Genomic DNA, 21,698 nt, shown 5'->3' on the forward strand with positions numbered 1-21,698 from the left:
GTCGGTGGAGGTGAACATCAGGTGCCCACCCTTTGAACTAACCGTGCAATTCTATCGCTTGGCCGCCCGCATTCCCAAAACTGTGTCGCGATCCACAGCAGGGCGGGGATCTCGTCAGTCGAAGTACGGGTCGAGTCCGAAGAAGGGGAAGAGGTTCTTCCGGGTTCCCATCACCGCCCGGTCGAGCTCGGATTCGGGGTCGAAGCCGTTCGTCCAAGCCGTGAACTCCCCCGCATAGCCGTCGGTCATCGACAGCGGAGCCTCGCGACCGGTCTTCGTCTGTGCGTAGTGGGCCCAGCGGCCGGGGATCCGCGCGGCCGGATCGATGTCGAGTCCCGCGGAGATCGCCAGGAGATTCGTCCAGGCCCGGGGCACGACGTCGATGATCGAATAGCCCCCTCCCCCGACGGAGAGCCAGCGGCCCTCGGCGTGGGTCTCGGCCAGTGAGCGGATCATCTCCGCGGCCACCCGCATCGCGTCCACGCTCAGTCGCATGTGCGTCAGCGGGTCCGAGCGGTGCCCGTCGCAGCCGTGCTGGGAGACGATGACGTCCGGGGCGAAGCCGTCGATGATGGCCGGGACGGTGGCGTCGAAGGCACGCAGCCAGTCGGCGTCTCCGGTGCGCGGGGGCAGGGCGATGTTCGCCGCCGAGGCGGCCGCCCGGAGTCCGCCGATGTCTGCGGCGAAGCCGGAGCCGGGGAAGAGGAATTTGCCGGACTCGTGGATCGAGATCGTCAGCACCCGGGGGTCGTCCCAGAAAAAGGTCTCGACGCCGTCCCCGTGGTGGGCGTCGATGTCGATGTAGGCGATGCGTTCAAAGCCTGCGTCGAGGAATTCGTGGATCGCTCCGGCCGCGTCGTTGTAGACGCAGAACCCGCTGGCCTTGTCCGGCATCGCATGGTGCATACCGCCGGTGAAGTTCACGGCGTGGGCGAAGTCACCGGAGATGATCGCCTGTGCGGCATCGACGGAGCCTTGGAACAGCATCGCCGAGGCGGTGTGCATGTTCTCAAATCCGGGGACGTCCTCGGTGCCGATCCCGTACCGCTGGGCATCCTCGTCACTCAGACCCGCTGCGGTGCCGGCCTGCTTCACCGCGGAGATGAAGGCGGCGTCGTGGAGGCGGGCGAGCTTGTCCTCGTCGATCTCGCCGACGGTGTTCACGTGGACGTTGGCGGCGTCGAAGAGCCCGAAGTCCATCGCCAGCTTGGCGGTCAGGTCGAGCCTGAGGGGGTGCATGGGGTGGCTGGGACCGAAGTTGTATCCGGTCACCGCATCGTCCCAGACGACATACACATCGCTATCGGCCATGCGCTCCATGCTATATGGCGCAGTTCACTTGCGCCGATTCCCGTCCGCGGAGATCTGATTCCCGTCCGCGGAGATCTGATTCCCGTCTGCGGAGATCTAACATGGTGCTTGTGTCCAAGAATTCCTCGCAGCGCTTCGATCGGCTGCTGCGGCCCGGCCGGTGGGTCCGCGACTTCGTCGACGACCTCGCCGTCGCCTCCCCCGCACGCCTGGCCATCGGCTCCTTCCTCGCCGTGGTGGCGCTGTTCGCGATCCTGCTGATGCTCCCGGCGAGCATGCGCGACCCGGGTTCGGTCGGACAGGCCGAGCACATCGCCAATGCCGTGTTCGTCGCGGTCTCCGCGGTGTGCGTGACCGGGCTGACCCCGGTTGTCACGGAGAGCTACTGGTCGGACTTCGGCGTCTCGGTCATCACCGCCGGCATCCAGGTCGGCGGTCTCGGGATCCTCACCCTCGCCTCGGTGCTGGGGATGGCGGTGTCCCGCCGCCTCGGCGTGCGGCAGCGGCTGATCGCCCAGCAGGCCACCTCGGCGCTCAACTTGGGCCAGGTCGGCACACTTCTCAAGACCGTGGTCATCACCATCGTCACCGCCGAGGCGATCCTGGCGCTGCTCCTGTTCCCGCGGTTCCTCATCCGCGGGGAGAGCCTCGGCGATGCCGTCTGGTATTCGGTGTTCTACTCGATCTCGGCGTTCAACAACGCCGGCTTCACCATCCACCCGGGCGGCGGGGCCTACTTCGCCTCGGATCCTTGGATCCTGTCCCTGCTCATGCTCGGAGTCTTCGTCGGCGCCCTCGGCTTCCCGGTCGTGCTGATGATCGCCATCCAATGGAACCATCCGAAGCGCTGGGACCTGCACACCAAGCTGACGCTGACGACGACGACCGCGGTGCTCGCGATCGGTCTGCTCTTCCTGCTGATCTTCGAGTCCGCGAACCCCGCCACGCTCGGGGACAAAGGGGCCGGGCACACCTTCGTCGAGGTCCTGTTCATGGCGGTGATGCCGCGTTCGGGCGGGTTCGCGACGATGGAGATCGCGGACATGAGCCAGGCCTCCCACCTGCTCATGGACCTGATGATGTTCATCGGCGGCGGATCCTCGTCCACGGCCGGCGGGATCAAGGTCACTACGGTCGCGGTGCTGGTCCTCGCCGCCCTCGCCGAGGCCAGAGGAATGCAGGATGTGCACGTGTTCGGGCGGCGGCTGACCTCCTCGACGATCAAGCTCTCGATCTCGATCCTGCTCACCGGCGCGACCATCGTCTTCATCGGCACCCTGCTGATGCTCCAGATCAGCGCCGAACCGCTCGACCGGGTGCTGTTCGAGGTGATCTCCGCCTTCGGCACGGTGGGTCTGAGCTCCGGAGTCTCGGCCTCCGTGTCCGAATCCGGGCTGTACGTGCTCTCGGTGATCATGCTCATCGGACGTCTGGGTACGATTACACTTGCGGCGGCCCTGTCCATGCAGGACACGGTCCGTCTGTACCGCTATCCCGAAGAAAGGCCGGTCGTTGGCTAACGAGAACACCTCAATCCTGGTCATCGGGCTCGGACGCTTCGGGTCGTCGACGGCGGCGACCCTGGCCAAGCTGGGCCGGGAGGTGATGGCTATCGAGCACAGCGCCGAACTCGTCAAGGACTGGAGCGGCAAGCTCACCCACGTCGTCGAGGCCGATGCCACGAACATCGATGCCCTGCGACAGGTCGGGGCCGGTGACTTCTCCACCGCCGTGGTCGGCATCGGCACCTCGATCGAGGACAGCGTGCTGACGACGGCCAACCTCGTCGACCTGGGCGTGGGTCAGGTATGGGCGAAGGCGATCTCGCCCTCGCACGGCAAGATCCTCCACCGTATCGGCGCCCACCACGTCCTCTACCCCGAATCCGATGCCGGCAGACGGGTGGCGCACCTCGTGAGTTCGCGGATGATGGAGTACATCGAGTTCGACGAGGGCCACTTCGCGGTCGTGAAGATGCGTCCGCCCCGAGAGATCCAGGGGTTCACGCTCAGCGAATCGGGAGTGCGCGACAAGTACGGTGTGACGATCGTGGGCATCAAGAGTCCCGGTCGCGACTTCACCTATGCGGAGCCGACGACACGTGTGGGCAAACAGGATCTGCTCATCGTCGCCGGCCACGTCGAGCTGCTCGGTCGCTTCGCCGGCCGGCCGTAGGGGCGGGTTGGCGCAGACTTGCCGCGCTGTGCGGGCACAAAGAGAGCGGGCGACGGGAATCGAACCCGCGTCGTCGGCTTGGGAAGCCGAAGCTCTACCATTAAGCTACGCCCGCGAATCGTGTCTGACCTGGGGTCGAACGACTCGCCACCAGTGTACAGCCTCGGCGAGCTCGCTCAGCCACAACCGCTGGGAAGAAGTCCCTGTGCCATGTACTTGTCCGTGACACTCGGTCTTCTGGCAAGCGGTTGACCCGGGCGTTGCGGGCAGCGCGGCGGTTTCGCCGCATCAGCGGATCTGGAAGCCGCGCAGCTGGGGCACTTGACCGAACAGTCGCGTCGCACAGTCCTCCAGCCGTGTCGCATCGGCGAAGGTGAGCCTGACGATCCGATATCCCATCGCGATGAGCCGATTCGTCTGCAGCGCCTCCTTCTGCATGAGCGGAAAGCCGTTGTCGGCATATTTGGTCACTCCATCGACCATGACGATCGTCTTCGTCTCGCGGTGCAGAAAATCGACACGCGCGATCGTCCGCCCCGCATCGACAATGTCGACTTGCTGTTCGAAGCCGGTCAGCTTGAGCAGACGAAGGTTGTACGAACAGCGGCTCTCCGCATAGCTCTCGGAGAACGGACCGATGATCGAGGCCAGATGCGCTGCACGCTTCCGGCCCTTTGTCAGCCGGTCGAGCACGGGAGCGAAGTCCTGCTCGACGACTCCCTGCGCGAGCCTCGCGGTATCGGGCGCGTATCCCACGCGAGCTGCGTGATCGGCCGCCTTCGCCGAGCCGAACACCCTCAGCCGCAGGCATGATTCCAGTGCCGCAAACCCCTCGGCTTCCCCGAGCTGTCCGACGAGGTCGAAGCCGGTGCGAATCGGAGAGGTCAGCGCCATCTTGCCGATCCGAACCACATCCTCCTCCGGTATCGGCCTCGTCGTGCGAGTGATGTCTCGACTGGCACCGCGCCGGGAAGGATTGGCGATGCGGACCCGTCCCCGAGGCGGACGATACAGAGGAAGCTCGTGGATGAACGCCGCCGAACTCCCCCAGACGACGTCATCGGGCCAGTAGTGAGGGTACGAGGCCACACGCAGCTTCTCGATCGTGTCGAGAAGTCTGTAGCTTCGCCGCCCCGACTTGTCCGTCTCCTCTCGCACCATTGCGATCCACGCCTCGTCACTGATGAGGGCTGCGATCGGCCGGTGCTCGGATCGACCGCAGCGGCGAATGATCGAGTACATTCCATAGGTCAGTTTGAGAAGGCAGCAGCCGATCGCGTGTGAGATGAGCCTGCTGTTGCTTCCGTGGCTGCGCAGTTCGGAGGTTCGCACGACGTTGTACATCCACTGATCATCCTGGCAGCGGCGAATGGGGGCAACGACGGCAGATCCCCTTGGGGAAACCGCTTCCCCATCCACAGGCAATCTGCACGCGAGTCCGGCTCCTATCCCCAGCCGATCTGCCTCGAGTGGGCCATGCCTGGCCAGGAAGTGGCGCAGAAAGGTGCGGCAAACGACCGGAAGTTCGGCGAATGGGCTCCAGCCATGCACAACCGCTCGCCAGAAGTCCCTGCGCACGGAACTAGTCCGGTACACAGGGACTTCTGGCGAGCGGTTGTCGGCGAGGGCGCGACGGCGCTAGTGCTCCACGGCCTCCTCGGCGCCGAAGCCGGTGTGAGCGCGGACGTCCATCTCCGCGGCCAACTCCGGGCTCTCGACGGTCCGGTCGGAGATCGATCCGATCCAGCCGAGGATGAACCCGAGCGGAATCGAGATGATTCCCGGATTCGACAGCGGGAAGATCACGAAGTCGGCGCCCGGGATCATCGCGGTCTCCGAACCGGAGACGACCGGGGAGAAGGCGATGAGCAGGATCGCCGAACCGAGGCCGCCGTAGATCGACCACACCGCACCGCGGGTGGTGAAGCGCTTCCAGAACAGCGAGTAGATGATCGTCGGCAGGTTCGCGCTCGCCGCGACCGCGAAGGCCAGGGCGACGAGGAATGCGATGTTCTGACCCTGCACGCCGATGCCGCCGATGATCGCGACGGCGCCGATGACGATGACCGTGCGACGGGCGATCTTGACCTCGGCCTCCGAGTCCTCGACCTTGCCCTTCTTGATGACATTGGCGTAGATGTCGTGAGCGAACGAGGCCGCGGCGGTGATCGCCAGCCCCGCGACCACGGCGAGGATCGTCGCGAAGGCCACCGCGGAGATGAAGCCCATCAGGATGGGCCCGCCGAGGTGGAGTGCCAACAGCGGTGCCGCTGAGTTCACTCCGCCCGGGGCTTCCTTGATCGCATCGGCGCCGACGAGCGCGGCGGCACCGTAGCCGAGGACGAGGGTGAAGAGGTAGAAGGCGCCGATGAGCCAGATCGCCCACACCACGGAACGCCGGGCCTCCTTGGCCGTGGGTACCGTGTAGAAGCGCATGAGCACGTGCGGCAGTCCCGCCGTGCCGAGCACCAGGGCGAGCGCCAGGGAGATGAAGTCGAGCGGGTTCTCCCCGTACTGCAGACCCGGATTGAGCACGGCCTCGCCGACACCCTCGGCCGCATTGTCCGCCGCGGAGGCCAGCAGGGTCGAGAGATTGAAGCCGTTGAGCGCGAGCACCCAGATGGTCATCGCACCGGCACCGGCGATGAGCAGGACCGCCTTGACGATCTGCACCCAGGTGGTGCCCTTCATTCCGCCGACGAGCACGTAGATGATCATCAGCGCGCCGACGACGGCGACGACCAGCGACTGGCCGACCTTGCTGTCGATTCCCATCAGCAGCGAGACGAGTCCGCCGGCTCCGGCCATCTGCGCGAGCAGGTAGAAGAAGCACACGGCGAGTGTCGACAGCGCCGCCGCCATGCGCACGGGCCGCTGCTTGAGGCGGAACGAGAGCACATCGGCCATGGTGAACTTGCCGGTGTTGCGCATGAGCTCGGCGACGATGAGCAGAGCGACGAGCCAGGCGACGAGGAAGCCGATCGAATAGAGGAATCCGTCGTAGCCGTTGACGGCGATGGCCCCGCAGATGCCGAGGAAGGATGCCGCCGAGAGATAGTCGCCGGAGATCGCGAACCCGTTCTGGGGGCCGGTGAACGACCGACCGCCGGCATAGTAGTCGGAGGCGGACTTGTTGTTGCGGCTGGCCCGCAGCACGATGAACATGGTCACCGCGACGAAGGCGGCGAAGATCGTGATGTTGAGGACCGGGTTGTTCTCGACCTCGGTCACACCCTGGGAGACGAGATCGACTCCGGATGCGAAGAGGTCTCCGATGGCCAATGTGCTCATGAGGTGTGTCCTTCCGACTCCCGCTGCAGGCGCTCACGGATCTGCGAGGCCGGCGGGTCGAGCTTCTTGTTGGCGAACGAGACGTAGAACATCGTGATCGCGAACGTCGAGACGAACTGCAGGAGCCCGAGGACCAGCCCGACATTGATTTCGCCCGCAACCTTCGTCGACATGAAGTCATGGGCGTAGGTGCTGAGGATGACGTAGAGGAAGTACCACGCCAGGAATGCGATCGACAGCGGTATCACCACTGAGAATCTCTTGCGCTTGAGCGCCTTGAAAGCGGGATCGTCCTCTTCGGCGAGGAAGTCGACCCGCTGGGTGGCAGGATCGGTCATAGCTTCTCCTTCATATGTGCAGAACTACGGTGGTCTGGATCACATACGTTCAAACTAACGCTCAGTATGTACTGGGGAATACCACCGAAAGTTGGTAGCTTATTCACATGAATGCGAAAGGCAGAGAAACCCGGGTGCTCAAGGCCGAGACCCGCCGGCTGTTCGTCGAAGCAGTCGACTCCCTGCATCGCAGCGGAACGGGCGATGTCGTGTTCGGCGGGATGGTCGAAGAGGACTCGGTCGCCGTCGAGGCTGTCGCCGGCGCCGGCAAGGACAGACTCTCGTCACTGGTCGTGAGCACCGGGCGCGGATTGGGCGGACGCGCGATGACCGAGGGAACGCCGCAGCTGACCAGAGACTACGAGATCGATCCCTTCATCACCCACCACTATGACGAAGAGGTTCTGGGCGAGGGGATCAAGGTGCTCATCGCCGTGCCCACCCTTCGCGGCGGAGACGTGACGGGGATGGTCTATTGCGGTCACCGCAGCGACTATGCCGCGGCCGCTCAGCAGACCGGTGATCTGGTCAAGCGGGTTCGGCAGCTCTCGGTCGACCTCGGACGGCTCGGACAGCCCTCACTGCGCAAGGCGGTCCCGGAGCCCGAGCAGCGTTACTCCGACCTCGATGCGTCCAGCCGCGAGGCGCTGCGCCACACCTACGCCGAACTGCGCGCCATCCGCTCCGAGCTCGCCGACGACGAGACAAGGGACCGTCTGTCCTCGGTGGAGAACCGGCTCGCGGACATCCTCTCCGGCCACAATCCGGACCTGGTTCCGACCCCGACGTCGAAGGTGAGCCTGTCTCCCAGGGAGACGGACATCCTCTCCCACGTCGCCCTGGGATGGTCGAATGCCAGGATCGCCGAGGCGCTGAAGCTCCGTGAGTCGACGGTGAAGTCCTATCTCAACACCGCCATGGTCAAACTCTCGGCCAGGACCCGGCACGAAGCCGTGTCGATCGCTCGATCCTCGAGCATCCTGCCCTGAAGGACGGCTGCGCTCACGGCTGCGTCGCTGCTGACCCAACAGCCGCCGCTGGGCACTCAGCCGTTGATGACCTCGGAGTTCTCCCGCTCCATCTCAAGGGAGCGGTCACCGGCGGCACGGGCGGCCGCCTCGGCGATGTCGAAGATTCCGGAGTCGAGGAACTGTGAGAGCCCGGCCAGGGTGGTCCCGCCCTTGCTGCTCACGGCCTGGCGCTGCGCGGCCGGGTCTGGCTTCTCGCTGAGCAGTCGCCCGGCGCCGTCTGCGGTGGCCACGACCATCTGCTTCGCGCTCTCCTCGCTCAGTCCCATCTTCACCCCGGCGGCGATCATCGCTTCGGCCAGAAGGAAGAAGTAGGCGACACCGGACCCGGAGATCCCGGTCATCGCGGGGATCTCGGATTCGGAGAGTTCGACGACGAGCCCCGCTCCGGACAGCAGGGTGTGCAGGGTCTTGACGGTGGCGGAGTCCACCTCGGCGTCGGGGGCCAGCGCGATGACGCCGTGGCCGATGGAGCTGGGGGTGTTCGGCATGATCCGGACGATCGGGTTGCCCGGCGCAAGGACCGCCAGGTCGGCGGACGCGACGCCGGCCGCCATGGACACGAGCACGGCCTGCGGGTCGAGTTCGGCGGCGAGATCGCGCAGCGTCTCTGCCATCATCCAGGGTTTGACGCCGAGGAGGACGAAGTCCGCACCGGCGGCGGCCTTCCGATTGGCCTCGGGATCGTCCTCCACGGCGGTGACCGTGGCGTTCGGGAGTTCGGTCGAGAGCTTCTGCGCCGAGGCGGCCGAATTCGTGGTGGCCCTGACCTCGAGGTTCTCGTCGGCGCTGAGGATGCCTTTGATCAGTGCCGTGCCCATGTTTCCCGTGCCGATGGAGGCGATGGAGGTCAATTCGGACCTGCCTTTCTCATTGCGTGTGGTTCAGTTCTTCCCGGTGCGATCCGAGGTGCGCACATGGCTGCCGGAGTTGCGGTGCGGACCGCGGTCGTTGAGTCCGAGATGTTTGCGGGCGAAGGCGATCGAATCGGCGAGCATCTGCTCCCGGGTCGACTGCTTGCGCTGGAAGCGGGTGTTGACCTCGACGACCACGTCGCCGGACCAGTCGTGTTTGGCCAGGTACTGCAGCGTCTCCGCCACCGGCATGGTGCCGGCGCCGGGGACGAGGTGTTCGTCCTTGAGCGAGCCGGAGCCGTCGGTGAGGTGGACGTGGCGGAGTTTGTCGAAGATCTCGGCGACGGTGTCGACCGCGTTCATCCCGGCCGTGGAGGCATGGGAGAAGTCGAAGGTGAGGTTGTCGTAGTCCTCGTCGAGCGGATTCCAGTCCGGGTAGTAGACGAGGATCTCCCGCAGGCCCGCCCGCCATGGGTACATGTTCTCCACGGCGAGTGCGACTCCGGTCTCCTCGGAGACCTGACGGACCCCGTCGACGAAGCCGAGCGCGTATTCGCCCTGCCAGCGGAAGGGCGGATGGAGGACGACGGTCGTGGCGCCGACCTCCTTGGCGAGGTTCGCGGTGATCCGCAGCTTCTCCCAGTGGTCTTTGTGGAGGACCCGGGGCAGGAACAGCAGGGTCGGAGCGTGCAGCGACATGACCTCGAGGCCGGTGTCGGCGGCGAGGCCGTTGATGAGGTCGACGTCGCGGGTCTCGGCGTTGTGGGTGACCATGATCTCGACGCCGTCGTAGCCGTGCTTGGCCGCCTGGGCGAAGGTCTCCTCCACGGTCATCGGGGACACCGAGGAGCTGGAGAGACCGAGCCGGATGGGATGTTCGGAGACGTGGTGGGCGTCGTGGTCGTAGACCTCGTGAGAGTCGAAGTAGTTGCGATGGCGCCGGGAATTCGAGCGCGCGGAATTCTTGGTGGTGTACACCTTGCGCTGGGACTTCGACCGCTTCGAGCTGCTCATCGACTCCATTTTAACGCCCCGAAATTCCACGTTTGCTCAGAACCGCCCCTCCCACTGCTACCCGACGGGGGCTGAGCTACCTGGCGCCAGGTAGCTCAGCCCCCGTCGGGTAGCAGTGGTGGTGGGGATCAGCCGTAGAGTTCTTCGACGTCCTCGTCGACCCACTTCTTCGACTTGTCGACCGCCTTGGACCAGAGCCGGTAGACGCGGTCGACCTTCTCCTCGTCCATCTCGGGGTTCCAGCGCTTGTCCTCGTGCCAGTTGGCCTTGACGTCCTCTTCGCCGTTCCAGAACTTCACAGCGATTCCGGCCGCATAGGCCGCACCCAGGGCCGTGGTCTCGACGACCTCGGGACGGATGACGGGAACGCCGAGGAGGTCGGCCTGGAACTGCATGAGCGTCTCGTTGGCGACCATGCCGCCGTCGACCTTGAGCTCGGTGAGTTTGACGCCCGAGTCGAGGTTCATCGCATCGAGGACCTCACGGGACTGGAAGGCCACGGACTCGAGAGCCGCACGGGCGATGTGATTCTTATTCACATAGCGGGTGAGGCCGACGATGATGCCGCGGGCATCGGATTCCCAGTGCGGGGCGAAGAGACCGGAGAATGCCGGGACGATGTAGCAGCCGCCGTTGTCCTCGACCTGCTTGGCCAGGGTCTCGACCTCCGGGGCGTCCTTGATCAGGCCCAGGTTGTCGCGGATCCACTGCACCAGCGAACCGGTGACCGCAACGGATCCCTCCAGGGCGTAGACCGCCTCGGCGTCGCCGATCTTGTAGGCCACGGTTGTGAGCAGACCGTTCTTACTGGCCACGGGCTCGGTGCCGGTGTTGATGAGCATGAAGTTGCCGGTGCCGTAGGTGTTCTTGGCCTGGCCCTTCTCGAAGCAGGCCTGCCCGAAGGTCGCCGCCTGCTGATCGCCGAGGATGCCGCAGATCGGGGTGTCGATGATCAGCCCGTTCTTCGCACCGTAGCCGTAGATCTCGGAGCAGGACCGGATCTCGGGCAGCATGGAGACCGGGATCCCCATCTCGGAGGCGATGTCCTCGTTCCAGTCGAGGGTGTCGATGTTCATCAGCATCGTCCGCGAGGCGTTCGTGACGTCGGTGACGTGGACTCCCCCGTTGGTGCCGCCGGTGAGGTTCCAGATCACCCAGGTGTCCATGGTGCCGAAGAGCAGGTCACCGGCCTCGGCGGCTTCCTTGACCCCGTCGACGTTGTCGAAGATCCACTTGGCCTTCGGTCCCGCGAAGTAGGTGGCCAGGGGCAGACCCACTCGGTCCTTGTACTTATCGGGTCCTTCGTCTCCGGCGAGCTCGTCGCAGACCTTCTGGGTGCGGGTGTCCTGCCAGACGATGGCGTTGTAGACGGGTTCGCCGGTGTTCTTGTTCCAGACCACCGTGGTCTCACGCTGGTTGGTGATGCCGATGCCCTCGAGCTGGTGCCTGTTGATGTTGGCCCTGCTCAGCGCCTGGCCGATCGCTTCGTTCGTGTTCTTGATGATCTCCGTCGGGTCGTGTTCGACCCAGCCGGCGCGGGGGAAGATCTGCTCGTGCTCGAGCTGGCCCGAGGACACGATCTGTCCCTCGTGGTCGAACACGATCGCCCGCGACGAGGTGGTTCCCTGGTCGATTGCGAGGATGTACTTTTCCTGGCTCATTCTTGACTCCTGTGTCGAGGTGGTTCGGACTGTGCTGCTGTGCTCAGCTCAGATAGCTCAGATGAAGATCCGCGAGGCCACACCGGCGATAATTCCGCCGACCAGCGGTCCGGCGATCGGGACCCACGAGTACGCCCAGTCCGAGCTGCCCTTGTTCGGGATCGGCAGCAGGGCGTGGACGATGCGCGGACCGAGGTCACGGGCCGGGTTGATCGCGTAGCCGGTCGGACCGCCGAGGGAAGCACCGATGACGACGACGAGCAGGCCGACGGCCAAGGGTCCCAGTCCGTGCGGGGTCCCGCCGAAGAGCAGGATGACGAAGACGAGGACGAAGGTGGCGATGACCTCGGTGACGAAGTTCCAGCCGTAGCTGCGGATCTCCGGACCGGTGGAGAAGGTGCCGAGGATGTTCCCGGCCTCCTTCTCCTCGTCGTAGTGCTTCTTGTACACGGCCCAGGCGAGGAAGGCACCGATCATCGCACCGATCATCTCGGCGGCGAGATAGGCGATGGTGTTGCCGAAGGTCACGGCGATGCCCGGCGCGTACTCATCGGCTCCGCTGGCGAGGATGCCGAAGGTCACCGCAGGGTTGAGGTGAGCGCCGGTCTTGTAGGCGACGAACACACCAGCAAAGACCGCAAGGCCCCAACCGAACGAGATCAGCAGCCAGCCTCCCCCGTTGCCTTTCGTCTTGCCCAGCACCACATTGGCGACGACTCCGACGCCAAGGAGGATGAGCATGGCGGTGCCGCCGATCTCATAGAGGAAGATAGTACCCATATCTCACAAACTCCTATTGTTTGTCCTGCTCGCGGGTATTTCCATGACAGTTGCTATTCAGTTGTCGCTATTCGATTGGACTTCTCAGACCTCAGGCCAGGGACTCTTCTGCGAGTGCCGCCGCCTCCGCATCGTGACCCATCGACTCTGCGGCGATCTGGGCGTCGACGTGGGCCTTGAAGTCCGCGACCTCGGCGGCCTGCTTCTCGGCGTCCCAGCCCAGCAGCGGGGCGACGATGGCGGCGACCGCCTCGGCGGCGTTCTTGCCCCGGTCCCTGACTTCGTAGTTCAGGCGCATCCGTCGCTCCAGGATGTCGGAGAGGTGGACCGCACCCTCCGAGGCGGCCGCGTAGTGGGCCTCGACGCGCAGGTAGCGCTCGGCGCCCTCCAGCTCACGGCCGAGCTCGGGATCGTCGTCGACGAGGTCGAGAAGGTCCTCGAGCAGGGTTCCGTAACGGCGGATGAGGCGCTTGACCCGGTCGGTGTCCCAGCCGTACTTCTCTGCGATTCCGGACTCCCCGCGACGCACGGCACCCACACCTTGGGCGCCGAGCAACGGCACCGACTCGGTCAGCGAGCGGCGATCCTTGGCATCGTCGCCGAGCACGAAGTCCACGGCGTCCTCGGCCATCACCCGGTAGGTGGTGAACTTGCCGCCGGCGATCGCGGCCAGCGCAGGCTCGACCTCCATCACAGTGTGTTCGCGGGAGACCTTCGTCGAGGCCTGACCCTCCTTGACTACCGGCTGGAGCAGCGGACGCAGACCCGAGTAGACGCCGATGATGTCGTCTCGGGTGAGCTTGTCGGCGAGGATCGCGTTCGCGTGTTCGAGCAGGTAGTCGATGTCGTTCTCGGTCGCCACCGGCACGTCCACGTCCTCGTTCCACGGCGTGTCTGTGGTGCCGATGACCCAGTAGCCCTCCCAGGGAATGACGAAGAGCACGGACTTCTCGGTCTTCGAGATGATGCCCGTGCCCGGATCGGCCTTGATCTTGTCCTGGGCGACGGTGATGTGCACGCCCTTGGACGCGAGCACCTTCAGTCCCGCGTCGGCGTTCGCCAGGTCCTGCTGCTCCTCGGTCCAGACCCCGCCGGCGAGGATCGTGCGCTTGGCGTGGATGTCGAATTCGGTGCCGGTGAGCTCGTCACGGGCGCGGACACCGGTGACCTGATCACCGTCATGGAGGTAGTCGATGACGGAGACGTGGTTGGCCGCGGCAGCGCCGTAGCTGACCGCCGAGCGTACCAGGGTCATGACAAAGCGGGCGTCGTCGACCTTCGCGTCGTAGTATTCGAGCGCACCGACCGCGGCGTCATCGGCCAGGCCCGGGAAGTGCGAGCTCAGGGCCTTCTTGCTCAGGTGCCGGTGCATGGGCACGGCCCGCTTGCGTCCCGGGCGTGTGGCCATCGTGTCGTAGAGGAGGACGCCGGAGCCGATGAAGGCCCGGTCGATGAGGCGGTGCTCGAATGGGAAGACGAAGGCGACGGGTTCGACGAGGTGGGGCGCGGTGTGGGTGAGCAGCAGATCGCGTTCCTTGAGTGCCTCGGCGACGAGCTTGAAGTCGAGCATCTCGAGATAGCGCAGTCCGCCGTGCATGAGCTTCGAGGAGCGTGAGGAGGTGCCGGAGGCCCAGTCCTTCGCATCGACGACGCCGACCTTGAGACCACGTGTCGCAGCGTCGAAGGCCGATCCCGCTCCGGTCACTCCTCCCCCGACGACGAAGACGTCGAGGGGATCGGAGGCGGTGGTGTTCTGCAGCATCTGCAGGGACTGATCACGGAACGATGGGGAGAGTTCGCCATTTCGCATTGACTGTTCTGTTCCTTCTATCAAACGTTCGGACATCCACCATTATCGTCTTCCGACCGACTCTGTGGGGCGAAGTTCGGTAGATATGAAGAACCTAACAGGCAATGAGCAGAAGTGAAACTGTCCGCACAGAAGAGAAAACGTCCGGTTATCCGGCTCTGTCGGCCGCGATCCGTGGGTCAGTCGAGTCCGCCGACCGGTTCGACACGCATCGCCGAGGAGGTCTCGGCGGAGTCGAGCAGGTCGAGTTTGCGCATGATGATGCCTTCGCGCAGCGCCCAGGGAGAGATGCTCATGACTCCCACGTCGAAGATCGTGAAGGCCGCCTCGGCCACGATGGCTCCCGCGAGCACCTGACCGGCCCGGGCCTGCGAGACTCCCGGCAGGGTCGCCCGCTCCTCCGGGGTCCGCGCAGCCAAGGTGTCGATGATGCCGGCGAGGTCCCGGCGGAAGAGCTTGCGCGGAGCGTAGATGCCGTCCCCGCTCGGGGCGGCTCCGGCGATCCGGGCCAGGGACCGAATGGTCTTCGAGGAGCCCACGACATGGTCCGGGGTGCCGACGCGGTTGACCTTGCCGGCGATGCGGCCGATCTGGGAGCGCGCGTATTTGCGCAGCTGGTGGATGTCGTCCTCGCTGGGCAGCGGATCGGGCAGGAAATCGGAATAGGTGCGACCGGCGCCGAGCGGAATCGACACCGCCGCCTGCGGGTACTCGTCCTGTCCGGCCGCGATCTCGAGCGAACCGCCGCCGATGTCGAACAGCAGGATCTTGCCGGCCGACCAGCCGAACCAGCGACGCGCGGCGAGGAAGGTCACCCGGGCCTCGTCCTTGCCCGACATGACGTTGAGGGTGACCCCGAGCTGGGAGTTGATCGACTCGATCAGACTGTTTCCATTCGGGGCGTCCCTGACCGCCGAGGTGGCGAAGGCGAGGATCTGCTCCGAACCCTGGTCCTCGGCGATCTCGACCGCCTCGGCGATGAAGCTGTGCAGACGCTCCTGCCCCTCCGCGGAGATCTCACCGTCATCGCCCAAGTACTCGGCCAGACGCAGCACCTCCTTATGGGAGGTTGCAGGCAGAGGCGGGGCTCCGACATGAGCGTCGACGACAAGCAGGTGGACGCTGTTGGACCCGATGTCCAGAACGGCTAGGCGCATTCGCTCAGTTTAGCGCCAGTCCGAGCCGCGGAAGTCGAACTCGGGCGACCGCTTGGCGAAGAAGGCCTCCTGGCCGCGAGCGATCTCCGCCCGGTACGCCTCGTCGAGCCACGCCGGGGGCGCAGCGGTGTCGAGTTCGCCGGCGAGCACGGCCTTGGCCCCGATCTGACTGAGCCGGGACTGCGCAGAGATCCGCTCCCCCAGCGACTGCGCCGCAGCCAGCGGGGCCTCTGAAACCTCGTGGAAGAATCCGAGCTCGCGCATCTGATCGAAGGAGACGATCGAGGCGGTGGTGAGCAGGTATCTGGCCCAGGCGTCGCCGAGGACTTTGGCCAGTCGGCGGGTCGGTCCCGGCGGGTAGACGAGCCCGAGCTTCGCTGCGGTGACGCCGTAGATCGATCCGGGGGCGGCGATGCGGATATCGCAGGCCGCGGCGATCTCGGTGCCTCCCCCGACGCAGTTGCCCGCAATGGCCGCGATGGTCACGGTCCGCGCATTCGCCACGGCCGCCTCGGCGGTGGAATTGAGGGACCAGAAATCATCGAGCGGGACGTCGAGATCGGCGATGTCGGAACCTGCGGAGAAATGCCCGGCGGCACCGGTGATCACCAGGGCGCCGATCGAATCATCGGCATCGACGCCGGCGATGATGTCCGGCAGGGCCCGCCACATCGGGCGGGAGATGGCGTTGCGTTTTTCTTCCCGATCGATGACGAGGGTTCCGACTCCACCGGTGACGGTGAAGTCGAAACCCTCGAGATCGACCGGACGGTAGGCACCGTCAGCGGTCATGTGTTGAGCCTTTCAGCTGTGACGATTCAGCGCTGCCGCTTCAGCCCCGGTTGTCCGGAACTTCGCGCTGCTCTTCACCGTCGTAGGCGCTCAAGGGCCGGATCAGGGCGTTGTTGGCCTGCTGCTCCATGATGTGAGCGGTCCAGCCGGTGATCCGGGCCATGACGAAGATCGGGGTGAACTGATCGGTGTCGAAGCCCATCAGGTGGTAGGCCGGGCCCGACGGGTAGTCGAGGTTCGGGTAGATGCCCTTGCGGCCGACGAAGTCCTCTTCGAAGGCGTTGTAGAGGTCGAGCAGATCGGTGGCACCCTTCGCCTCGACCATATTCTCGAAGGCCTTGCGCATGGTCGGCACCCGCGAGTCGCCGTTCTTGTAGACACGGTGCCCGAAGCCCATGATCTTGGCCTTCTTGGCCAGGGCGTCGTCGATCCAGGCCGATGCCTTGTCAGCGGTTCCGACTTCTTCGAGCATCGCCATGACGGCCTCGTTGGCACCACCGTGCAGGGGTCCCTTGAGGGCACCGACGCCGCCGGCGACCGCCGAGTACAGGTCGGCCGTCGTCGAGGTGATCACGCGGGTGGTGAAGGTCGACGCGTTGAAGGAGTGCTCGGCGTAGAGGATCATCGAGATGTCGAAGCAGCGCACGACCGCCTCGTCGGGAACCTCATCGAAGACCATCTTGAAGAAGTTCGCGGCGTAGCCGAGGTCCGTCGTCGGGGCGACGGGGTCGAGTCCGTGGCGACGACGGTGGTCGATGGCGACGATCGTCGGCAGCTGGGCGTAGAGACGCTCGGCCTTGGCCAGGTTGGCTTCTTCGCCTTCGACGTCGGCCTCAGGATCGACGGCGCCGAGGTAGGACACGGCCGTCTGCACCACGTGCATCGGGTGGCAGTCCTTGGGCAGGTCGAGGATGAGCTGGACCAGCCTGTCATCGACGGTCCGCTGAGAGCGCTCCCGGGCCTTGAACTCCTCGAGCTGAGCCTCGGTGGGCAGTTCGCCGTTCCAGATCAGGTAGGCGACATCTTCGAAGCTGCGCTTGGCGGCGAGCTCCTGCACGGGGTAGCCGCGATAGGTCAGCGAATTCGTTTCCTGGACTACCTTGGACACGGCCGTGGTGTCGACGACGACCCCGGCCAGTCCCTTCTTGATTTCTTCGGTCACTGGTGACCCTCCTGTGAGAAGTTGAATACGGCTGAGTCAAAATCGTTGTACGCAGCGTAGTCGATGGTGTCGTAGAGGTCCGCACGAGTCTGCATTCCCTCGAGCAGGTCCACCTGAGTGCCCTTGTCCCGAATCGTCTGCAGGCCCGACTTGATCGCACCCATGGCGATGCGCAGAGTCGTGACCGGGTAGATCACGAGCTTGACTCCGACATTCGCCAGCTGTTCGGTCGTGAACAGCTCGCTCTTTCCGAATTCCGTCATGTTCGCCAGGATCGGCACGTCCACGCTGGAGGCGAACTTCTCGAATTCGCCCAGATCCCGCATGGCCTCCGGGAAGATCATGTCCGCTCCGGCGTCGGCATAGGCCTTGGCCCGGTCGATCGCCGCGTCCAAGCCCTCGCCGGCGCGAGAGTCGGTGCGCGCGCAGATGACGAAGTTCTCGTCCCGGCGGCCCTTGGCCGCGGCCTTGATCCGCTTGGACATCTCGGCGGTGGTGACCACCTCTTTTCCGTCGAGGTGGCCGCAGCGCTTCGGATTGACCTGATCCTCGAGGTGCATGCCCGACATCCCGGCGTCCTCGAACTCCTGGACGGTGCGGGCCACGTTCATGGCCTCGCCCCACCCGGTGTCGGCGTCGATGAAGGTCGGCAGGTTCGTCACCCGGGCGATGTTGCGGCCGTGGTCGGCCACCTCGGTGAGTGTGGTCAGTCCGATGTCGGGCAGGCCCATGGCGGCGGAGAACGCACCGCCGGAGATGTAAACACCTTCGAATCCGGTCTGCTCGATGATCTGGGCGTTGATCGGGTTGATGGCTCCGGGGAACTGGACGATCTGGTCCCCGGCGAGCAGTTCGCGGAACTTCGCCCGACGCTCGGCCGGGGTCGCTGTGGCGCCCAGCATCAGAAGATGCCCTTCGAGCCGCTGTGCTCGAGTCCGTCGACGGCGAAGGACAGTTCGGCCACGCCTTTGGCGTCGAGGCTCTCGAGGTTCTCGGCCAGCTCGATGAAGCGGGTCTGCTCAGCACCGGTGAGGATGCCCTCGGAGAGGGTCTTGAACTTCTCGATGTAGTTCGCTCGGGCGAAGGGACGGGCACCCAGTGGGTGGGCATCGGCGACGGCGATCTCGTCGACCAGCGTCGAACCGTCCTCGAATTCGATCTCCACGCGGCCGCCGAAGGCCTTCTCGTTGGGATCGGTCGAGTGGTACCGGCGGGTCCATTCCTTGTCTTCGGTGGTCTCGATCTTGTGCCACAGTGCCACGGTCTCCAGGCGGTCGGCGCGCTCGGGGGCGTAGGAATGCTCGTGGTGCCAGCCCTGGTCCTCCATGGCCACGGCGAAGATGTACATGATCGAGTGGTCGAGGGTCTCGCGGCTGGCCTTCGGATCCATCTTCTGCGGATCGTTGGCGCCGGTGCCGATGACGTTGTGGGTGTGGTGCGAGGTGTGGATGACGACGCGTTTGATCTTCGACAGGTCCTCGATCTCCCCGCCGAGCTTGCGGGCGAGGTCGATGAGCGCCTGCGCCTGGTACTCGGCCGAGTGCTCTTTGGTGTAGGTGTCGAGGATCGCGCGCTTGGCCTCACCTGCTCCCGGCAGCGGGATGGTGTAGCGAGCTTCGGGGCCGGAGAGGATCCAGGCGATGAAGCCGTCCTCGCCTTCGTAGATCGGGTTCGGTGCGCCCTCGCCGCGCATCGCCCGGTCGACGGCTTCAACGGCCATCTTGCCGGCGAACGCAGGGGCGTGGGCCTTCCATGAGGAGATCTCGCCCTTGCGGGACTGGCGAGTCGCGGTGGTCACGTGCAGGGCCTGCTGGACGGCCTGGAAGGTGACCTCGGTGTCGAGGCCGAGCATCGCGCCGATTCCGGCCGCGGCCGAGGGGCCGAGGTGGGCGACGTGGTCGATCTTGTGCTCGTGCAGGCACATGCCCTTGACCAGGTCGACCTGGATCTCGTACCCGGTGGCCACACCGTTGATGAGGTCCTTGCCGCCGATGCCCTTATGCTGGGCGACCGCGAGGATCGGCGGGATGTTGTCGCCGGGGTGGGAGTATTCGGCGGCGAGGAAGGTGTCATGGAAGTCGAGTTCGCGGACCGCGACGCCATTGGCCCAGGCGGCCCATTCCGGGGAGAAGCGTTCGTTCAGCGGCAGGCCGAAGATTGCGGCGCCGGGGGTGAACCGGTGGGTTTGGGCCTGCTCGCGAGCGTGCAGCGGTGCCGAACGGCGCACCGAGGCGGCTGCGACGGAGGCGTTGTCGATGACTCGGTTGATCACCATCTCGGTGACGTCTGCGTCGACCGGAGTCGGGTCGGAAGCAACCTCTGCGATCTTCCAGGCGAGCTGGTCTTCGCGAGCCAGGTTCTCTGAGCTCTTATGCGTGCGGACTTCATGATTGATCATGGATTTCCCCTTCAAACGTCCTTGACCGTGTGGGTCGAGTGTCGTGGTCACCACTGTAGGCTACGTCACTGCGCTGTCACGGATCGGCCGGAATTTTATCTCGACATCAAGATACTTTACCCGAAGCCTCCCCTCGATCACCACCGGGCGGAAGAGCAGGCCAAGCCCCGGCACTCGGCAGGGCCCGCCGGGTTCCGGCTGAAGCCTTCTGCCGCGGCCCACGATGTGGGACGATGGCACAATGACGCGCACCGCCTTAGACTACGACGACAATTGGTTCGACGACGCCGAATTCTCACAGCTGCGACGACGCATGCCCATCCCCTACGTCAACGCGATTCCCGTGCGGGTCGGAGAGTCGGGCAAGGTCGAGCGCATCGGACTGCTTCTGCGCAGTCTTGACGACGGCACCCTGGGCCGTGAGGTCGTCGGTGGACGGATCCGCTTCCACGAGTCGATCCGCGCGGCGCTAATGAGGCACGCGGAGAACGATTTGGGGCCGATGGCCCTGCCCGTCATTCCGCCGGCGATCGCCCCGTTCCACATCGCCGAGTACTTCCCGACAGAGGGCTCCTCCCTTCTCTACGATCCGAGGCAGCACGCGATCTCGATGTGCTTCATCCTCGAGGTCCGCGGCGAGTGCACCCCGCGCGCCGATGCGCTCAGCCTCGATTGGCTGACTCCGGAGGAGACGCAGCGAGAGGACATCGTCTCCGAGCTCTGCCACGGCCAAGAGCACGTCCTGCGAGTCGCCCTCGCGCATCTGGGCTTCCCGATCTGAGGGGTCGAGCTCGCCGGAGCAACCTGAGCCGGAAATTTTTCTACAAGACGTAGAAGTCCTTTGATAGACTGGCCCTGATGCCGACGGAGTTGGTTTTCGGGGCCGTCGTCGGTCGCAGGGTTGGTCAGGCCCCGATGGAGAGGTCCATCATGACTGCCGCACCCCGTCCCACCGATTCTCGCCCCACAGATGCCCGTGCCACCGATTCCCGTGCATCCGAGGCGTCGCTGGAGCATTCACTGGGAGTCCTCGTCGGCTTCGACGGTTCCGAGCTGGCGGCCCTGGCCGTTCGCCACGGCGCTGCGGAATCGACCCGACGCAATGTCCCTCTGACCGTCGTCACGTCGTATACGGAACCGGTCCCCGTCTATGCGAACATGGCCTCCATGCCGCCCGAGAATGAGGCCGAGGTCGCCGAGCGGGCAGCGGAGAGGACCCTCGCCGAGGCGGTCGAACTGCTCCGCGATCACGAGGGCCCGAAGAGCTTCCGCACCGCGCCCGGCGATGCCGCCGGTGTCCTCATCTCCCTCAGCACCAGTGCCGATGTCGCCGTCGTCGGCGCCCGCGGCCGCGGCGGTTTCATGGGTCGGATACTCGGCTCGGTCTCCACCGCCCTGCCCGCCCATGCGCACTGCCCGACGATCGTCGTGCCCCGGCACTCAGGCTCCGAGGAACACTCGCCGGCTGCAGGGCAGGAGTCCGGTCCCGTCGCTGTGGCCGTGGACGGCTCGGAGGCCGGCCGGGTCGCGATGTTCACCGCGGCCCAGGAGGCCTCGCTTCGGCGCACCGGGCTCGAGATCATCTGCGTGCTTCCCGCGGGCGAGGAATGGCTGTACTGGTACCCCGACCTCGAACTCAGCTCCGAGGTCACCGGGCGTCGCCAGAAGCAGCTTGAGACTGCCCTGGGCACGGAGGCCGAGGGGCTGCAGGCTCAGTTCCCCGAGCTGCCGATCACCACCTCGGTGCCGGTGGGCGATCCGAAGTCGACGATCGTCGAGACCACCGGCCGTGCCCAACTCACGGTGCTGGGCACACGCGGTCGCGGAGCCGTGAAGTCGGCGCTGCTCGGCTCCGTCTCCCGCGGAGTCCTCAATCATGCCGCAGGCCCGGTGATGATCGTTCCCAGCTGAGCTGGTGTCGATCCCA

19 protein-coding genes and 1 tRNA gene are annotated in these 21,698 nt (G+C 65.4%); 5 read left to right on the forward strand and 15 right to left on the reverse strand.

The window, feature by feature from the left end; translation table 11 throughout:
- Window positions 1–114: 114 nt before the first annotated feature.
- Complete coding sequence (locus CV023_RS14715) at window positions 115–1,311, reverse strand: acetoin utilization protein AcuC (protein ID WP_230746991.1); 1,197 nt, start codon at window positions 1,309–1,311, stop codon at window positions 115–117.
- 101 nt (window positions 1,312–1,412) lie between these two features.
- Here CV023_RS14715 and CV023_RS14720 point away from each other — a divergent pair, with 101 nt between their 5' ends.
- Together CV023_RS14720 and CV023_RS14725 are read left to right on the forward strand one after the other, a co-directional pair.
- Window positions 1,413–2,831 carry a TrkH family potassium uptake protein gene (locus CV023_RS14720; RefSeq protein ID WP_230746993.1) on the forward strand — a complete coding sequence of 473 codons (1,419 nt, stop codon included), beginning with the start codon at window positions 1,413–1,415 and terminating at the stop codon, window positions 2,829–2,831.
- Window positions 2,824–3,486, forward strand: a complete 663-nt coding sequence (locus tag CV023_RS14725) for a potassium channel family protein (RefSeq protein ID WP_230746994.1) — start codon at window positions 2,824–2,826, stop codon at window positions 3,484–3,486. The genes CV023_RS14720 and CV023_RS14725 overlap by 8 nt, the downstream gene beginning before the upstream one ends.
- Before the next feature lie 44 nt (window positions 3,487–3,530).
- Here the strand turns inward: CV023_RS14725 and CV023_RS14730 are convergent.
- The 4 genes from CV023_RS14730 to CV023_RS14745 form a co-directional block, all read right to left on the reverse strand.
- A tRNA-Gly gene (locus tag CV023_RS14730) sits at window positions 3,531–3,601 on the reverse strand.
- 173 nt (window positions 3,602–3,774) lie between these two features.
- The gene (locus CV023_RS14735) at window positions 3,775–4,830 is read right to left on the reverse strand and encodes a hypothetical protein (RefSeq protein ID WP_230746995.1); all 1,056 of its coding nucleotides are present in this window, start codon (window positions 4,828–4,830) and stop codon (window positions 3,775–3,777) included.
- 294 nt (window positions 4,831–5,124) lie between these two features.
- On the reverse strand, window positions 5,125–6,777 hold the full coding sequence (locus CV023_RS14740; protein ID WP_230746996.1) for a solute symporter family protein: 1,653 nt from the start codon (window positions 6,775–6,777) through the stop codon (window positions 5,125–5,127).
- Complete coding sequence (locus CV023_RS14745) at window positions 6,774–7,115, reverse strand: DUF485 domain-containing protein (RefSeq protein WP_230746997.1); 342 nt, start codon at window positions 7,113–7,115, stop codon at window positions 6,774–6,776. Before CV023_RS14745 ends, CV023_RS14740 begins: the two co-directional genes overlap by 4 nt.
- A gap of 107 nt (window positions 7,116–7,222) precedes the next feature.
- Here CV023_RS14745 and CV023_RS14750 point away from each other — a divergent pair, with 107 nt between their 5' ends.
- A complete protein-coding gene (locus CV023_RS14750; protein WP_230746998.1) occupies window positions 7,223–8,104 on the forward strand; it encodes a helix-turn-helix transcriptional regulator in 882 nt (293 codons plus the stop codon).
- A gap of 56 nt (window positions 8,105–8,160) precedes the next feature.
- Here the strand turns inward: CV023_RS14750 and proC are convergent, their stop codons facing one another.
- The 10 genes from proC to CV023_RS14800 form a co-directional block, all read right to left on the reverse strand.
- The gene (gene proC / locus CV023_RS14755) at window positions 8,161–8,997 is read right to left on the reverse strand and encodes a pyrroline-5-carboxylate reductase (protein ID WP_230747005.1); all 837 of its coding nucleotides are present in this window, start codon (window positions 8,995–8,997) and stop codon (window positions 8,161–8,163) included.
- A 30-nt stretch (window positions 8,998–9,027) separates the two neighbouring features.
- On the reverse strand, window positions 9,028–10,011 hold the full coding sequence (locus tag CV023_RS14760; RefSeq protein WP_230747008.1) for a sugar phosphate isomerase/epimerase family protein: 984 nt from the start codon (window positions 10,009–10,011) through the stop codon (window positions 9,028–9,030).
- A 128-nt stretch (window positions 10,012–10,139) separates the two neighbouring features.
- The gene (gene glpK, locus CV023_RS14765) at window positions 10,140–11,672 is read right to left on the reverse strand and encodes a glycerol kinase GlpK (protein ID WP_230747012.1); all 1,533 of its coding nucleotides are present in this window, start codon (window positions 11,670–11,672) and stop codon (window positions 10,140–10,142) included.
- A 57-nt stretch (window positions 11,673–11,729) separates the two neighbouring features.
- Window positions 11,730–12,452 carry an MIP/aquaporin family protein gene (locus CV023_RS14770; protein WP_230747015.1) on the reverse strand — a complete coding sequence of 241 codons (723 nt, stop codon included), beginning with the start codon at window positions 12,450–12,452 and terminating at the stop codon, window positions 11,730–11,732.
- A 91-nt stretch (window positions 12,453–12,543) separates the two neighbouring features.
- On the reverse strand, window positions 12,544–14,262 hold the full coding sequence (locus CV023_RS14775) for a glycerol-3-phosphate dehydrogenase/oxidase (RefSeq protein ID WP_230747031.1): 1,719 nt from the start codon (window positions 14,260–14,262) through the stop codon (window positions 12,544–12,546).
- A 179-nt stretch (window positions 14,263–14,441) separates the two neighbouring features.
- Window positions 14,442–15,419 carry a Ppx/GppA phosphatase family protein gene (locus tag CV023_RS14780; protein ID WP_230747033.1) on the reverse strand — a complete coding sequence of 326 codons (978 nt, stop codon included), beginning with the start codon at window positions 15,417–15,419 and terminating at the stop codon, window positions 14,442–14,444.
- Between the two features lie 9 nt (window positions 15,420–15,428).
- Window positions 15,429–16,211: an enoyl-CoA hydratase/isomerase family protein gene (locus CV023_RS14785; protein ID WP_230747040.1), complete on the reverse strand. Its 783-nt coding sequence runs from the start codon at window positions 16,209–16,211 to the stop codon at window positions 15,429–15,431.
- 40 nt (window positions 16,212–16,251) lie between these two features.
- Window positions 16,252–17,373 carry a bifunctional 2-methylcitrate synthase/citrate synthase gene (locus CV023_RS14790; protein WP_230747042.1) on the reverse strand — a complete coding sequence of 374 codons (1,122 nt, stop codon included), beginning with the start codon at window positions 17,371–17,373 and terminating at the stop codon, window positions 16,252–16,254.
- A complete protein-coding gene (prpB, locus tag CV023_RS14795) occupies window positions 17,370–18,275 on the reverse strand; it encodes a methylisocitrate lyase (protein WP_230747044.1) in 906 nt (301 codons plus the stop codon). Before prpB ends, CV023_RS14790 begins: the two co-directional genes overlap by 4 nt.
- On the reverse strand, window positions 18,275–19,771 hold the full coding sequence (locus CV023_RS14800; RefSeq protein ID WP_230747046.1) for an MmgE/PrpD family protein: 1,497 nt from the start codon (window positions 19,769–19,771) through the stop codon (window positions 18,275–18,277). Before CV023_RS14800 ends, prpB begins: the two co-directional genes overlap by 1 nt.
- A 241-nt stretch (window positions 19,772–20,012) precedes the next feature.
- Here CV023_RS14800 and CV023_RS14805 point away from each other — a divergent pair, with 241 nt between their 5' ends.
- Together CV023_RS14805 and CV023_RS14810 are read left to right on the forward strand one after the other, a co-directional pair.
- Window positions 20,013–20,552 (forward strand): DUF4916 domain-containing protein, encoded by a 540-nt coding sequence (locus CV023_RS14805; protein WP_230747048.1) that lies wholly within the window; start codon window positions 20,013–20,015, stop codon window positions 20,550–20,552.
- A 149-nt stretch (window positions 20,553–20,701) separates the two neighbouring features.
- Complete coding sequence (locus CV023_RS14810) at window positions 20,702–21,682, forward strand: universal stress protein (RefSeq protein ID WP_230747051.1); 981 nt, start codon at window positions 20,702–20,704, stop codon at window positions 21,680–21,682.
- Window positions 21,683–21,698: the final 16 nt, after the last annotated feature.

Origin of the sequence: Brevibacterium sp. CCUG 69071 (genome assembly GCF_021023135.1) — a bacterium.
Classification (GTDB): domain Bacteria; phylum Actinomycetota; class Actinomycetes; order Actinomycetales; family Brevibacteriaceae; genus Brevibacterium.

Excerpts from the sequence above, each read along its gene's own strand:
- CV023_RS14715 (WP_230746991.1), bottom strand. The coding sequence starts at position 1,311 with ATGGCCGATAGCGATGTGTATGTCGTCTGGGACGATGCGGTGACCGGA.
- CV023_RS14720 (WP_230746993.1), top strand. The coding sequence starts at position 1,413 with ATGGTGCTTGTGTCCAAGAATTCCTCGCAGCGCTTCGATCGGCTGCTG.
- CV023_RS14735 (WP_230746995.1), bottom strand. The coding sequence starts at position 4,830 with ATGTACAACGTCGTGCGAACCTCCGAACTGCGCAGCCACGGAAGCAAC.
- CV023_RS14740 (WP_230746996.1), bottom strand. The coding sequence starts at position 6,777 with ATGAGCACATTGGCCATCGGAGACCTCTTCGCATCCGGAGTCGATCTC.
- CV023_RS14745 (WP_230746997.1), bottom strand. The coding sequence starts at position 7,115 with ATGACCGATCCTGCCACCCAGCGGGTCGACTTCCTCGCCGAAGAGGAC.
- CV023_RS14750 (WP_230746998.1), top strand. The coding sequence starts at position 7,223 with ATGAATGCGAAAGGCAGAGAAACCCGGGTGCTCAAGGCCGAGACCCGC.
- CV023_RS14760 (WP_230747008.1), bottom strand. The coding sequence starts at position 10,011 with ATGAGCAGCTCGAAGCGGTCGAAGTCCCAGCGCAAGGTGTACACCACC.
- glpK (WP_230747012.1), bottom strand. The coding sequence starts at position 11,672 with ATGAGCCAGGAAAAGTACATCCTCGCAATCGACCAGGGAACCACCTCG.
- CV023_RS14770 (WP_230747015.1), bottom strand. The coding sequence starts at position 12,452 with ATGGGTACTATCTTCCTCTATGAGATCGGCGGCACCGCCATGCTCATC.
- CV023_RS14775 (WP_230747031.1), bottom strand. The coding sequence starts at position 14,262 with ATGCGAAATGGCGAACTCTCCCCATCGTTCCGTGATCAGTCCCTGCAG.
- CV023_RS14780 (WP_230747033.1), bottom strand. The coding sequence starts at position 15,419 with ATGCGCCTAGCCGTTCTGGACATCGGGTCCAACAGCGTCCACCTGCTT.
- CV023_RS14785 (WP_230747040.1), bottom strand. The coding sequence starts at position 16,211 with ATGACCGCTGACGGTGCCTACCGTCCGGTCGATCTCGAGGGTTTCGAC.
- prpB (WP_230747044.1), bottom strand. The coding sequence starts at position 18,275 with ATGCTGGGCGCCACAGCGACCCCGGCCGAGCGTCGGGCGAAGTTCCGC.
- CV023_RS14800 (WP_230747046.1), bottom strand. The coding sequence starts at position 19,771 with ATGATCAATCATGAAGTCCGCACGCATAAGAGCTCAGAGAACCTGGCT.
- CV023_RS14805 (WP_230747048.1), top strand. The coding sequence starts at position 20,013 with ATGACGCGCACCGCCTTAGACTACGACGACAATTGGTTCGACGACGCC.
- CV023_RS14810 (WP_230747051.1), top strand. The coding sequence starts at position 20,702 with ATGACTGCCGCACCCCGTCCCACCGATTCTCGCCCCACAGATGCCCGT.